At 64.2% G+C, this 13,180-nt stretch carries 12 protein-coding genes; 1 reads left to right on the top strand and 11 read right to left on the bottom strand.

Annotated elements, in window-relative coordinates:
* Window positions 1-311 precede the first annotated feature (311 nt).
* On the top strand, window positions 312-1,694 hold the full coding sequence (locus JJ959_RS08470; RefSeq protein ID WP_292882059.1) for a tetratricopeptide repeat protein: 1,383 nt from the start codon (window positions 312-314) through the stop codon (window positions 1,692-1,694).
* A 13-nt stretch (window positions 1,695-1,707) separates the two neighbouring features.
* Here the strand turns inward: JJ959_RS08470 and JJ959_RS08465 are convergent, their stop codons facing one another.
* From JJ959_RS08465 to mutM, 11 genes are all read right to left on the bottom strand, one after another.
* On the bottom strand, window positions 1,708-2,250 hold the full coding sequence (locus JJ959_RS08465) for a rhodanese-like domain-containing protein (protein WP_292882056.1): 543 nt from the start codon (window positions 2,248-2,250) through the stop codon (window positions 1,708-1,710).
* Between the two features lie 28 nt (window positions 2,251-2,278).
* Window positions 2,279-2,611, bottom strand: coding sequence for a metalloregulator ArsR/SmtB family transcription factor (locus JJ959_RS08460; RefSeq protein ID WP_292882053.1), 333 nt, complete (start codon window positions 2,609-2,611; stop codon window positions 2,279-2,281).
* Window positions 2,612-2,819: 208 nt separating this feature from the next.
* Window positions 2,820-3,422, bottom strand: coding sequence for a hypothetical protein (locus JJ959_RS08455; protein ID WP_292882051.1), 603 nt, complete (start codon window positions 3,420-3,422; stop codon window positions 2,820-2,822).
* 116 nt (window positions 3,423-3,538) lie between these two features.
* Window positions 3,539-5,989 carry a DNA topoisomerase (ATP-hydrolyzing) subunit B gene (gyrB, locus tag JJ959_RS08450; RefSeq protein WP_292882048.1) on the bottom strand — a complete coding sequence of 817 codons (2,451 nt, stop codon included), beginning with the start codon at window positions 5,987-5,989 and terminating at the stop codon, window positions 3,539-3,541.
* Between the two features lie 24 nt (window positions 5,990-6,013).
* On the bottom strand, window positions 6,014-7,192 hold the full coding sequence (recF, locus tag JJ959_RS08445; protein ID WP_292882046.1) for a DNA replication/repair protein RecF: 1,179 nt from the start codon (window positions 7,190-7,192) through the stop codon (window positions 6,014-6,016).
* Between the two features lie 89 nt (window positions 7,193-7,281).
* Window positions 7,282-8,400 carry a DNA polymerase III subunit beta gene (gene dnaN, locus JJ959_RS08440; protein WP_292882043.1) on the bottom strand — a complete coding sequence of 373 codons (1,119 nt, stop codon included), beginning with the start codon at window positions 8,398-8,400 and terminating at the stop codon, window positions 7,282-7,284.
* A 185-nt stretch (window positions 8,401-8,585) separates the two neighbouring features.
* On the bottom strand, window positions 8,586-9,998 hold the full coding sequence (gene dnaA / locus JJ959_RS08435; protein WP_292882041.1) for a chromosomal replication initiator protein DnaA: 1,413 nt from the start codon (window positions 9,996-9,998) through the stop codon (window positions 8,586-8,588).
* A gap of 739 nt (window positions 9,999-10,737) precedes the next feature.
* Window positions 10,738-11,004 carry a 30S ribosomal protein S20 gene (gene rpsT / locus JJ959_RS08430; RefSeq protein ID WP_292882038.1) on the bottom strand — a complete coding sequence of 89 codons (267 nt, stop codon included), beginning with the start codon at window positions 11,002-11,004 and terminating at the stop codon, window positions 10,738-10,740.
* A 100-nt stretch (window positions 11,005-11,104) separates the two neighbouring features.
* Entirely contained in the window at window positions 11,105-11,881 is a 777-nt protein-coding gene (locus tag JJ959_RS08425; RefSeq protein ID WP_292882036.1) for an enoyl-CoA hydratase, read from the bottom strand.
* Window positions 11,882-11,931: 50 nt separating this feature from the next.
* Window positions 11,932-12,315 carry a hypothetical protein gene (locus JJ959_RS08420; RefSeq protein WP_292882033.1) on the bottom strand — a complete coding sequence of 128 codons (384 nt, stop codon included), beginning with the start codon at window positions 12,313-12,315 and terminating at the stop codon, window positions 11,932-11,934.
* 34 nt (window positions 12,316-12,349) lie between these two features.
* A complete protein-coding gene (mutM, locus tag JJ959_RS08415; RefSeq protein ID WP_292882030.1) occupies window positions 12,350-13,180 on the bottom strand; it encodes a bifunctional DNA-formamidopyrimidine glycosylase/DNA-(apurinic or apyrimidinic site) lyase in 831 nt (276 codons plus the stop codon).

The raw sequence follows: 13,180 nt of genomic DNA, 5'->3' as shown, positions 1-13,180 counted from the left end.
CTCATAAGCTCTTGATATAGGCAAATAATTTTCCATCACTTAATATATTGCTTTAACTGCGAAAATCGCATCAAAGGCGGATTAAATTTCATAATTCTTGCTATAGACCAATAAGTTAAAGGAGATAGCTCAAGTTATTTCTGATTTATCCGATTAACCCGCTAAATACATTATATATTTCACGATGAAATTCAATCTGTCCCGTATGCGGAACCATGTTCAAGACCTGATCACGCGCTCTCGCATTGTGCGTGATCGGCCCGGAGCGTAGCTATCCAGCAGTGCAATGAGATCCCGCCGGGAGACCCGCCATGATCATCCATGACAGCCGCGACCTCGCTGTCTCGACCGCCGATGCCGACCTCGTCGCCGGACTGGAAAAGGCTCACGAGCTGTTCCTGACCTACTCCGGAGATCCTATCGGCGAGATCGAGGAAGTTCTCGACGGCGCGCCGGATTTCGTCATGGGCCATATCTTCAAGGCGGCCCTGCTGACCCAGGCGATGGAGACGCGGATTTACGGCGACATGGTGAATGCGCTGGAGAGGGCGGAGGCGCTGGCGTCCCGCGCGAACGAACGCGAGCGGATGCATATCCGGGCGATCCGCGCCTGGGCCGACGGCGACTTCCACCGCGCCGTCGATCTCTGGGACGACGTGCTGGTGCATTATCCGCGCGACCTGCTCGCCCTGCAGCTCGCCCATCTCTCGGACGTGCTGCTCGGCGACACCACGAACCAGCGCGACCGGGTCGCCCGCATCCTCCATGCCTGGGACGAGAGCGTTCCCGGATACGGCTATGTGCTCGGACTCTATGCCTTCGGGCTGGAGGAGAACCGGGATTTTGCCATGGCGGAGGAATGCGGCCGCCGCGCCGTCGCCCTCAATCCGGCCGACGCCTACGCCGTCCATGCGGTCGCCCACGTGATGGAGAGTCAGGGGCGGCAGTCCGGCGGGATCAACTGGATGCGCTCACGCGAAGGGGATTGGGCCTACGGCAATTTCGCTAACCATCTCTGGTGGCACCTCTCCCTCTACCATCTCGATCTCGGCCAGACCGACCGCGTGCTGGATGTCTACGACACCTGCCTGCGCAGCACGGACCAGAGCGGCGACCGCTACGAGGAACTCGATGCCGCGGCCCTGCTCTGGCGGCTCAATCTGCTGGGAATCGATGTCGGAGACCGCTGGAAGACGCTCGCCGACAAGTGGGAATCAAGCGCGACCGACACGCTCTACGCCTTCAACGATGTCCACGCCATGATGACCTTCGTGGCGGACGGGCGCTGGGAGGTGGCCGACCGGGTGCTGCACGCACACGAGCGCTACACGTCCGCCGCGAACGATGCGAATTCGGCGATGACGCGCACGGTCGGGGAGCCGTTCTGCCGGGCCCTGAAAGCCTTCGCAAAGGAAGAATACGGTGCGGCGGTCGAAACCCTCCTGCCGATCCGCTACCGCACCCGCTATCTCGGCGGCAGCCATGCCCAGCGCGACATCATCGGACTGACGCTATTGGAAGCCGCGCTCCGCGACGGACGGCACGAACTCGCTTTGGCACTCGCTTCGGAACGCACCGCGCTGAAGCCGACCAGCCCGCAGAACTGGCGCTTTGCCGCCCGGGCCCATCGCGGGCTCGGCGACCATCGGCGCGCGGCGGAGGCCGAAGCCCGCGCCGTCGCGCTGCACGGTTAGGAAGAGCCGGAGGTCAGCTCGAGGCCTGGCGGTTCCAGGGCATCAGCGCGAGGAAGCGCGCCATGCCGCACCAGCCGGTGGTGCCCGCGACCAGCAGGCCGGCGCCGACAAAGGCGGCGATCAGGGCATAGGCCGGATCCACAAGATAGCCGGCGAGACCGCCCGCCAGCGCGATGCCGCCGGCGATGATTTGCACCTGGCGCATGATTTCCAGCGGCGCCTTGCGGTTCTTGTTCACCGGCATACCGGCATCCTTCCAGCCTTCGATGCCGCCCTGCAGATAGGAAACATCGGAGAACCCGGCCTCGACGAAGAGCGGCGCGTTGACCACCGTCCGGTTGCCGGAGCGGCAATGCAGCACCACCCGCTTGCCCTTGTAGGGCGAGAGGTCCGCGCCGCGCCATTCGGAAAGCGGGATCGAGACCGAGCCCGGGATCCATTCACGGGCCCGCTCGTCCTTCTCGCGAATGTCGATCAAAACGGCCTTCCCGCCTTCGATATCGGGCGCGACGCTCCGCGTGTCGATGCCTTTGAACTGTGTTTCACTTGCTTGCATGTCTCTGTCCTCGGTTCCTGTTATGCGGTCACTCGGCGGCGGCCCGCGCGCTTTCAGGCGGGCAGAAATGCTTCTGCAATGCGGCGAGCAGATCGCTGACCGGCCCCTCGCTCAATGCGTAGTAGCGGCGGCGTCCATCCGCCCGGACGGTGATGAGCTTTTCCTCTGTCATTCGCGCCAGATGCTGGGAGAGTGCCGGTTGCGAGAGCCGGACCAGTCCGGCCAGCTCCGTCACCGTCAGCTCTCCCGCCTCGGCGAGATGGCAGAGCACCATCAGCCTGTTCCGGTTGGCGGCCGCCATCAGAAAGTCGGCCACTTCGGCTGCTTTCCTGTCCATTGCTTCGATTGGAAGCGCTGGCATCGCCCCATCCTCGCGTTTCGGATATTATATAAGTGATTGCTTATATATTATTCAGCAGCCGTGAATACAACCCCATCCTTGGAAGGGGAAGAACGGACAATCTGACGAGAGCGCCTGTCGAAGAATTTCCGACATGTGCAGCCAGGTGAGATCGCCCGTGGCGCAAAACGGCCGAAGCCTGAGAGAATGCGACGTTCCGGCGCGCCGTTCAGGAGCCGAGCGCAGCCCGCCGCCGCTCGTATTCCGCCTGATCGATATCGCCATTGAGGAAGGCGTTCATAAGGTTCTGCAGCGCGTCCCTGCTGCCGGCTTCGACCGGCGGCCTGCTGGATGCGACCGCAGTCGGGCGGGGCACAGAGCGGGTTGACGGCGTCGCCGTCACCGCGCCCGCATCGGGCTTCAGATTGCCGTCCTCGTCGAAACGTGCGGCATATTCCGCCTTCGCGGTCTCGACATCGAGCGCCATCTGGATGTCGCAGCCTTTCTCGCGCCCATACTGAACGAGAATGTCGTTGCGGGCAGCGAGCCCGGTCATTTCCTGACCGGCCCCGTCCTTCAGGTCGAGCGCGAACAGCGCCGGCCAGAACAGCAGGATCCCGACGGCACCCACCATTGCGTTGCGCCCGGTCCGGTTGCTGGATTCGATGACACGCGCCCGAATGCCCGCATTGTTGCGGCCGATTTCGCGGTCGATCTCGGCGCAGGACATCTGTTCGTCGTGGCGCTGGTAGGATTCTACCATCACCGGCTCGCGGCCCGCGCAGGCGACAAGCGTGAGGACGGCGCAGAACGCCGTTACCCGTCGGAGCATGAATAAGTTCCCCCAGAAAAAACCGTTCCCCGGGGGAACTTTATCAACACATAGAATCACGGGCAACGGACTGATGAATTTCAACAATTCGGTCCGCTGTCGTGACTGCCGGCCGATCAGATATCGAGATTGGCGACCTTGAGGGCGTTTTCCTGGATGAACTCGCGCCGCGGCTCGACCACGTCGCCCATAAGCGTCGAGAAGATCTCCTGGGCTTCGTCGAGATGATCGACGCGGACCTGCAGCAGGGTGCGCTGGTTGGCATCCAGCGTGGTCTCCCAGAGCTGGTCCGGGTTCATCTCGCCGAGACCCTTGTAGCGGTTCACCGCGAGACCCTTGCGGCCGGTCTCCTGGATCGCCTCGATGAGGGCGATCGGGCCATGGATCGCCCGCTCCGTATCCTTCATCTGCAACGAGGCGCCCTTGCCGTAGGTCGCGGCAAGCTCGGCCGCAAGGCCGGTCAGGCGGCGCGCCTCGGGCGTGCGGACCTGAACCTGGTCGATCCGATAGCGTTCTGTCACCCCGCGCAGCGTGCGCTCGAAGACGAGTTCGATATTGTCGGCATCGTAGTGCCCGGTCCAGCCGCGCTCGATATCCTCCGACAGCGCATCGAGCCGCGCGGCGATGCTCGCCGCAGCCTCAGTCGCCCGGGCCTCGTCGGCCAGCAGTTCCGGGTTGAGAACGCCGGCGACGGCGCATTGCTCGACCACGAAGGAGGAGCCGATGCGGCGCACAAGCGGCTCGATCAGGGTCTTGGCGTCACGTGCCTGCTCGGCGAGCCGCTCAAGGTCGGAGCCGAGGATCTGGGTCCCGTCGGCAAGCCTCAGGGTGACCCCGTCGATGCCGTTGCTGATCAGGTAGGCCTCCAGCTCCCGGTCGTCCTTCAGATAGGTCTCCGAGCTGCCCTTCTTGGCACGGTAGAGCGGCGGCTGGGCAATGTAGAGATGGCCGCGCTCGACCAGTTCCGGCATCTGCCGGAAAAAGAAGGTCAGCAACAGGGTCCGGATGTGGCTGCCGTCGACGTCGGCGTCCGTCATGATGATGATCTTGTGGTAGCGCAGCTTCTCGATATTGAACTCTTCCGAGCCGATGCTGGTGCCGAGCGCGGCGATGATGGTGCCGATCTCCTGGCTCGAGAGCATCTTGTCGAAGCGGGCCCGCTCCACGTTCAGGATCTTGCCGCGCAGCGGCAGGATCGCCTGGGTCTTCCTGTCGCGCGCCTGCTTGGCGGAACCGCCGGCGCTGTCGCCCTCGACCAGGAACAATTCGCAGAGCGAGGGGTCCCGCTCCTGGCAGTCGGCCAGCTTGCCGGGCAGGTTGGCGATATCGAGCACGCCCTTGCGCCGGGTCAGCTCGCGCGCCTTGCGCGCCGCCTCGCGGGCGGCGGCGGCCTCATAGGCCTTCGAGACGATGCGCTTCGCGTCCTGCGGATGTTCCTCGAACCATTGCTGCATCTTCTCGCCGAGGATGGACTCGACCACCGGCCGGACCTCGGAGGAGACCAGCTTGTCCTTGGTCTGCGAGGAGAATTTCGGATCCGGCACCTTGACCGAGAGCACGCAGGTGAGGCCCTCGCGGGCGTCGTCGCCGCTCAGCTGGGCCTTCTCCTTCTTCGCGATGCCGCTTTCCTGGGCGTAGTTGTTGACCGTCCGGGTCAGCGCCCCGCGGAAACCGGCAAGGTGCGTCCCGCCGTCCCGCTGCGGGATGTTGTTGGTGAAGCAGAGCGTGTTCTCATGATAGCTGTCGGTCCACTCCATCGCGACCTCGACGGTGATCCCGTCGCGCTCGCCGATGACCACGATCGGCTCATGCAGCGCCTGGTGATTGCGGTCGAGATATTCGACGAAGGCCTTCAGCCCACCCTCGTAGAACAGATCCACCTTCACCGGCTCGGCCTCGCGCGCGTCGGTCAGCAGCACGTGCACCCCGGAATTGAGGAAGGCGAGCTCACGCAGGCGGTGCTCAAGCGTCTTGAAGTCGAACACGGTCTTGGTGAAGGTCTGGGCGGAGGGCAGGAAGGTGATCTCGGTGCCTTTCTTGCCGTTCGCGGGACCGACCACCTCCAGCGGCGCCTCGGCCTCGCCATGGCGGAAGCGGATGACATGCTCCTTGCCCTCGCGCCAGATCCGAACCTCAAGGCTCTCCGAAAGCGCGTTCACCACCGAGACGCCGACGCCGTGCAGGCCGCCGGAGACCTTGTAGGAGTTCTGGTCGAATTTCCCGCCCGCATGGAGCTGGGTCATGATCACCTCGGCGGCGGAGACGCCCTCCTCGGCATGGATGTCGACCGGAATGCCGCGCCCGTTGTCGGAGATCGTCGCCGATCCGTCCGCGTTCAACGTCACTGTCACGAGGTCGCAATGTCCGGCCAGCGCCTCGTCGATGGCGTTATCCACGACCTCGTAGATCATGTGGTGCAGGCCCGAGCCGTCATCGGTGTCCCCGATATACATGCCCGGCCGCTTCCGGACCGCATCAAGACCGCGCAGGACCTTGATCGATTCGGCGCCGTATTCGGCCTGCTCGCCATTCGCGCCGTTCTGTTCCGGAAGATCGTCTTGTGCCATGTCGGCTCCCAGTTACGCAGGTGATCAGTCGGCCCGGACCGCGCCGTCCTCGACGGCGAAGAACTGGCCGGCGCCCTCGAGGGACGCGAAAAGCGCGCGGTCGGTGCCGGTCATCCAGACCTGCCCGCCGAGCGCGAGTAGAATATCATAAAGCGCGGCCCGGCGGCCGCTATCGAGATGCGCCGCGACCTCGTCCAGCAGCAGGACCGGCACCGCGCCGGTCTCCTGCGCGCCGAGGCGGGCATGGCCGAGCACGATGGCGATCAGCAGCGCCTTCTGCTCGCCGGTCGAACAATGCGGCGCCATCATGTCCTTCGGAATGTGACGCACCAGGAGATCGCTGCGATGCGGGCCCGGCACCGGCGCCGGCTCGCTGCCGTTGAGGCGCCGCGTGGCTTCGAGCTGGGCCTTCAGATCATCCTCGACCGCGAGCGCGGGCCGGGTCGCGATATCGGCCTCGACCTCGCCTTCGAGGGAGAGTTCGGCCCCCGGAAACGGTCCGGAGCCGGCTTCCGTCTCCGCGTTGAGGCGCGCCACCAGGCCCGTACGCGCGGCGGCGATCGCGACCGCCTTCTCGGCGATGGATTCCTCGAGCGCCGCAAACCATGCCCGGTCTCGGATGCCGTTCTTCAGCAGCCGCGCCCGCTCGCGCAGCGCGTGGGTGTAGGCATTCACCCGGCCGGCATGGTCCGGATCGAAGGTATAGACCAGACGGTCGAGGAAACGGCGCCGGTTGGAGGCGCCCTCGATGAAGAGCCGATCCATCTGCGGCGTCAGCCAGGAGACGGAGAGATGCTCGGCAAGCGCGGACTGGCTCTTCGCCGGTACGCCGTCTATCCGCACCAGCCGTTTCTCGCCGCCGGCGCGGCCGTCGCCCTCGGGTCCCGGATCTCGCCCGGTGCCGATGGAGACCGCGCCTTCGAGTCCGTCCACCTCGGCCGCGACCGCCCAGTTGGCATGGCTGCCGTCCGGACTGGCCCGTCCGACCTCGGAAATCTGCGCCCGACGCAGCCCGCGCCCGGGAGAGAGGAAGGAGACGGCCTCGAGCAGATTGGTCTTGCCGGCCCCGTTCGGGCCGGTCAGGACGACAGCCGGCGCGTCGGTCTCGATGCGGGCGGCGGTATAATTGCGGAACCCGGTCACGGACAGGCGGCTGACGCACGGCGAAACCCGTCCGGCGATGATCTCAGCCGGTCCGGGCATCGGTCGGGACATGTCCGTGTTTCGCAATGCGTTCAACATTTCCATTCGTGCTGGCTCAGCCGCCGGGACGCCGGGGAACCGGTCCGTCCTCAGACGCGCATCGGCATCAGCACGTAAAGCGCGCTCTCGTCATCCTGGTCGAGGATGATCGTCGGCGAGGCCTGGTCGGCAAGCTTGAACACGGCCTTCTCGCCCTCGATCTGGCCGGTGATGTCCAGCAGGTATTTCGAGTTGAAGCCGATCTCGAGATCGCTCGCGCTGTAATCGACCTCGACCTCTTCCTGCGCGGTGCCGTTGTCCGGGCTGCTCGCAGACAGCGTCAGCTGGCCGCTAGTCACGGCGAGCTTCACCGAGCGCGACTTCTCGGTCGAGATCGTCGCCACACGGTCCACCGCCTCGGAGAAGCGCTGACGGTCGACATGCAGCATCTTGTCGTTGCCGCTCGGGATCACCCGCTCATAGTCCGGGAAGGTGCCGTCGATCAGCTTGGTGGTGACCACGGTATCCTCGAACGCGACGCGCAGCTTGGTGTCGGAGAGGGACACAGTAACATCGCCCTCGACCTCGCCGATCAGCTTGTAGATCTCGTTCACCGCCTTGCGCGGCACGATCACGCCCGGCATCTCCTCGGCGCCCTGCGGCAGCGGCATCTGTACCCGCGCCAGACGGTGGCCGTCTGTCGCGACCGCGCGCAGCACCTTGACGCCGTTGGCGTCGGCTGCGTGCAGATAGATGCCGTTCAGGTAATAGCGGGTCTCCTCGGTGGAGATCGCGAAACGGGTCCGGTCGATCAGCATGCAGATGTCGGCCGCGCTGATCACGAAGCTGTGCGGCAGGGCATCGCCGCTGAGCGCGGGGAACTCCTCCGGCATCAGGGCCGGCAGGGAGAAGTTCGAGCGCCCGGCGCGGATCGTGACCCGGCTGACATCGCCGGTCGCGGCCAGCTCGACATCCGACCCCTCGGGCAGCTTGCGCACGATATCGTAGAGCGTGTGGGCGGGCACCGTAACGACGCCGGCTTCCGCCACTTCGCAGGCCACCGCCTCGACGATGTCCATGTCCATGTCGGTGGTGCTGAGGGAGAGCCGGCCGTCCGCCGCCTTCAACAGAACGTTGGACAGAATCGGGATCGTATTCCGCCGTTCCACCACACTTTGGACGTGTCCGAGAGGCTTCAGCAAAGCCGCGCGATCAATAACGATTTTCATATTCTTCTACTTATCGGCTGGAACGTTGATCCCCAATTTACCAACCCGCCGGCAGCCATGGGCCACCATATGAGGCAGGTCCGTGAAACTATAGCACAAGTGCATGGTGCTTGCGGTAGTTTCAAGGGCAAAAAAGTTCGCTTTTCTGACCTATCGGAACCGGTCCCGGAAGCAGCCGCCGGGGGTCAGGATTCCAGCATCCGGCGGAGCAGGTCGACATCGTCGTTGAACTGCTTGTCCTGGCCCCGGAGCTCCTCGACCTTCTTCACCGCGTGCAGCACCGTGGTGTGGTCGCGGCCGCCGAATTTCCGCCCGATATCGGGCAGCGACTGCGAGGTGAGCTGCTTGGAAAGATACATCGCCACCTGACGAGGCCGCGCGATCGCGCGCGAGCGGCGGGCCGAATGCATCTCCGAGAGCCGGATCTGGAAATGGTTCGCCACCTGACGCTGGATCTCCTCGACGGTGACCCGGCGGTCGTTGGCCCGGAGCAGGTCCGCCAGGACCTCCTGGGTCATCTCGAGCGAGATATCCCGGCCGACCAGCGTCGAATGCGCGACGATCCGGTTCAGCGCCCCCTCGAGCTCGCGGACGTTCGAGGAGATCTTGTGCGAGAGAAACTCCAGCACCTTCTCCGGCATCTCGACGCCGAGCCGTTCGGCCTTCGACTGCATGATGCCGAGGCGCAGCTCGTAGTTCGTCGGATGGATATCCGCCACAAGGCCCCAGCCGAGGCGGGAGCGCAGCCGCTCCTCCATGCCCTCGAGGTCGGTCGGCGACTTGTCGGCGGAAATCACTACCTGCCGGTTCTGGTCCACCAGCGCGTTGAAGGTATGGAAGAACTCTTCCTGCGTGGAATCCTTGCCGCTGATGAACTGCACGTCGTCGATCATCAGCAGGTCTACCGAGCGGAACTGCTCCTTGAACGCGACCGTGTCGCGGAAGCGCAGCGCCCGGATGAACTGGTACATGAACTTCTCGGCGGAGAGATAGATCACCCGCCGGCGCGGATGCTTCTGCCGGACATGCCAGGCGATGGCATGCATCAGGTGGGTCTTGCCGAGACCGACGCCGCCATAGAGGAACAGCGGGTTGAACGGCACGGCCTCGCTTTCCGCGACCCGGCGGGCGGCGGCGAAGGCCAGTTCGTTCGGCTTGCCGACGACGAAATTGTCGAAGGTGAAACGCGGATCGAGCGGCGCCTCGAAATCGGGCCGCTCCTCGGGCTCGTAAACGCCCCTCACCGCCGGCGCCGGCATCGGCGCTCCGGTCTCCGCGGCGTCAGCAGCCGGGCTTTCGCCCTCGGACGCCTCGGACACCGGTTCGGGTTTCGCGCGGCCCGCAGCAAAGATCGCGATCGACTTGACGCCGGGATGTTCGACAGACCAGATCGCGCGCAGACGATCGGAATATTGCGACCGCACCCGGTCGCGTACGAAAGGACTCGGCGCCCGCATGATCGCCGTGCCTTCGTCGATTCCTTCGAAGCTCAGCGGCTTCAGCCAGTTGCGGAAGACCGCGTCACCCAGTTCGGTCCTCAACCGGCCGCGCACCCGCGCCCAGCACAGTTCCTGATCGCCGGACATATCCGCGGTCATTTGCCCACCCCCGCCAACATGCCGTCCCGGTCCGAATTCACCCAACACATCCAAACCTCTTCTTGTCCCCTTCTCCAACGCGGCTTCGGTCATCAAAATATGCCCCACCAAAATGACCGGCCGGCCAGAACTTCATTCCCCCGGACGCACTTTCCCCAGCAGAAATCGCTCCCGGCGACGCCCTGAACTCTTCGGGTTGTGCGAAATAAAACTCTGAAATGCCGAAGTTCTTACTTGGCGCTCATGGTGAATGCCTGTCCGAACCACAACATATAGAGAGCACCGAAACTGAAGTTTTGAAATTTACTATTCATTTTGTTTGCACCTCAGCGCGGCAACAGGCAGCCAAACTACCCAAGACCCCCTCCGGGCGCAACCTAGACTCTGTCCAAAATGACGATTTTTTTTCGTTCTGCGCGGGGATCTTTTCCTTGACAGAATCAATCTCCGCTTTGAATCAAAGCCTTGAATTCCGTCCTTCAAAGATGACATCGCGTTCCGATTTCATCCTCCGGAAGGAAGTTATTAACACACTGTTTTTAATGAGATTTTATAAATAAACGCGCCGCATCGGAGCGTCCGCGCGGGTCATCGGGCCGGTTTTCGGCCACCAAACCCCAACGAAACTGTCATCGGGCCGTCACGGAAGTCCGCTCCCGCGCGACAACGGTCGGTCAAAATGAAAAAGCCGCGGCCAAGGCCGCGGCTCTTCAATCCAGTCCTGTCGGAGAGACAGAACTTAAGCGGAAATCGCCTTGATGCGTGCGGACAGCCGCGACAGCTTGCGGGCCACGGTGTTCTTGTGCAGAACGCCCTTGGTCACGCCACGCTGCATTTCGGGCTGCGCGGACTTGAAGGCGGCCTGGGCCGCTTCCTTGTCCCCGCCGGCAATCGCCATCTCGACCTTCTTCACGAAGGTGCGGATCCGGCTGATCCGGGCATGGTTGACAACCCGGCGCCGTTCGTTCCGGCGAATACGTTTCTTGGCAGACTGATGTTGCGCCATTTGCTTCTAATCCCAGCTCGATGCGCGGAAAATCAAGAGCGCGGCTTATAGACGAGTGCCCCCGTCGCGTCAACCGCGTAAATCCGACTGATTTCAGGAATCAGCGGTGTTTGAAATTGGGCTGCCGTTTTTCCGCGAATGCCGACATGCCTTCCTTCTGGTCTTCGGTGGCGAACGTGGCGTGGAACAGCCGCCGTTCGAACTTGATGCCCTCGGCCAGCGTGCTCTCGTAGGCCCGGTTCACGGCCTCCTTCGCCATCATGACGGAGGGGCGCGACATGGCCGCGATCCGCTCCGCCGTCTTGATCGCCTCGTCCAGCAGCTCGGCCGCCGGAACGATCCGGCTGACGAGGCCCGCACGCTCGGCTTCCTCGGCATCCATCATGCGCCCGGTCAGGCACATTTCCATCGCCTTGGACTTGCCGACGAAGCGCGTCAGGCGCTGGGTGCCGCCGGACCCCGGGATGGTCCCGATGGTGATTTCCGGCTGGCCGAACTTGGCGGTGTCGGCCGCGAGGATGAAGTCGCACATCATCGCGACCTCGCAGCCGCCGCCGAGCGCGTAGCCCGCGACCGCCGCTATCACCGGCTTGCGGCAGCGGGTCAGATCTTCCCAGCCGCTGGTGATGAAATCCTCGCTGAACACGTCGGCGAAGCTCTTGCTCTGCATTTCCTTGATGTCTGCGCCGGCGGCAAAGGCCTTCTCGCTGCCGGTCAGGACCATGCAGCCGACCTCGTCATCCGCCTCGAACGCGGCGAGTGCCTCGCCAAGTTCCGCCATGAGCTTGCTCGACAGCGCATTCAGCGCCTTCGGACGGTTCAGCGTGATCAGGCCGACCGGCCCGCGCTTTTCGATTTCGATACATTCATACGCCATCGGATTGCTCCCATTCATCCGTTACCGGCCGCCCGAAGGGGGCCGCGCGGTCACCTTGGCAACAAGGAAAACCGGACCAGCGTTTCCCCGCCGTCCGGTGTGAAATCCAGCGTCAGTCTCTCCCCCTCACGCTGGAAGCTGTCCTCCCCCGCGCCGCTCCAGCCGAGCTGGCCGAGCGTTTCCGCGTAGAAGGACCGGATCTGATCCGCGGACAGAGGCCCGCGGGCAAAGGCGACGACAATCCGTCCGCTGGCCGCGTCGAAAGCCAGCGAAGCATCCTGGATCTGCTCCAGACCCGGCATCAGCGGCAGGTCGGCAAAGCCTTCGACAAAGCCGTCCGCCGCCGTTCCCGTCCGGGCGAACGCCAGGAGCAGGACCAGAGTCAGCACGCTTGCAAGAGAACGGAGGGCCGGGATCAGGGACCCGCTCCTCATCTGTCGCCGAATAGACATGACGGCTGCTTCTACCTCAGCGCTGGCAGCGGGGACAATAGAAAGTGGAGCGGCCGGACTGCACGATCCGGCGAACCGGGCCGTGCCCGGCCTCGACCGGACAGGGCACGCCCTCACGGTCATAGACCTGGAAGGAATGCTGAAAATAGCCGAGTTCCCCGTCCGGGCGCTGATGGTCGCGCAGGGTGGAGCCGCCGGCGAGGATCGCGGCTTCCAGCACCTCGCGGATCGCCGCGGCCAACCGCTCGGCCCGCTGGCCCTGCACATTCGCCGCCAGGCGGAGCGGCGAGATGCCGGACCGGAACAGCGCTTCCGAGACGTAGATGTTGCCGAGCCCTGCGACCACCTTCTGGTCCAGCAGCGCCGCCTTGATCGGGGTCCGCTTGCCCTTGAGCGCGGCGGCCAGCGCCGGGCCGTTGAAGGCGTTGGAGAGCGGTTCCGGACCAAGCGCGGCGATCAGCTTGTGACCGGCGAGCCCGGCTTCCGGGATCAGGTCCATGGCGCCGAAGCGGCGGTGGTCGTTGAAGCGGATCACCGTGCCGTCCTCCATGGTGAAGACGATGTGGTCGTGCTTCTCGAGTTCCGCCGGGCGGGCCGTGTCGATATTGACCTTTCCCGACATCCCGAGATGCCAGAGCAGCACCGTGCCGTCCTCCATATGGACGAGGATGTATTTCGCCCGCCGCGTCATGTGGTCGACGCGGCGTCCCTCCAGACGGGTGACGAAATCGGCCGGCAGCGGCCAGCGCAGATCCGGGCGCCGTTGCTCCACGCGCGCCAGCCGCCGGCCTTCCATGAAAGGCTGCAGGCCGCGCATCACGGTTTCGACTTCGGGCAGTTCGGGCAC

The organism is Nisaea sp. (genome assembly GCF_017640745.1).
GTDB lineage: Bacteria > Pseudomonadota > Alphaproteobacteria > Thalassobaculales > Thalassobaculaceae > Nisaea.
Note: the sequence above shows the minus strand (reverse complement) of the source record. Positions and strands in the feature narration are given on the sequence as shown.

Excerpts from the sequence above, each read along its gene's own strand:
- JJ959_RS08460 (WP_292882053.1), bottom strand. The coding sequence starts at position 2,611 with ATGCCAGCGCTTCCAATCGAAGCAATGGACAGGAAAGCAGCCGAAGTG.
- dnaA (WP_292882041.1), bottom strand. The coding sequence starts at position 9,998 with ATGACCGCGGATATGTCCGGCGATCAGGAACTGTGCTGGGCGCGGGTG.
- JJ959_RS08470 (WP_292882059.1), top strand. The coding sequence starts at position 312 with ATGATCATCCATGACAGCCGCGACCTCGCTGTCTCGACCGCCGATGCC.
- dnaN (WP_292882043.1), bottom strand. The coding sequence starts at position 8,400 with ATGAAAATCGTTATTGATCGCGCGGCTTTGCTGAAGCCTCTCGGACAC.
- JJ959_RS08425 (WP_292882036.1), bottom strand. The coding sequence starts at position 11,881 with ATGGCGTATGAATGTATCGAAATCGAAAAGCGCGGGCCGGTCGGCCTG.
- recF (WP_292882046.1), bottom strand. The coding sequence starts at position 7,192 with ATGCCCGGACCGGCTGAGATCATCGCCGGACGGGTTTCGCCGTGCGTC.
- gyrB (WP_292882048.1), bottom strand. The coding sequence starts at position 5,989 with ATGGCACAAGACGATCTTCCGGAACAGAACGGCGCGAATGGCGAGCAG.
- rpsT (WP_292882038.1), bottom strand. The coding sequence starts at position 11,004 with ATGGCGCAACATCAGTCTGCCAAGAAACGTATTCGCCGGAACGAACGG.
- JJ959_RS08420 (WP_292882033.1), bottom strand. The coding sequence starts at position 12,315 with ATGAGGAGCGGGTCCCTGATCCCGGCCCTCCGTTCTCTTGCAAGCGTG.
- JJ959_RS08465 (WP_292882056.1), bottom strand. The coding sequence starts at position 2,250 with ATGCAAGCAAGTGAAACACAGTTCAAAGGCATCGACACGCGGAGCGTC.
- JJ959_RS08455 (WP_292882051.1), bottom strand. The coding sequence starts at position 3,422 with ATGCTCCGACGGGTAACGGCGTTCTGCGCCGTCCTCACGCTTGTCGCC.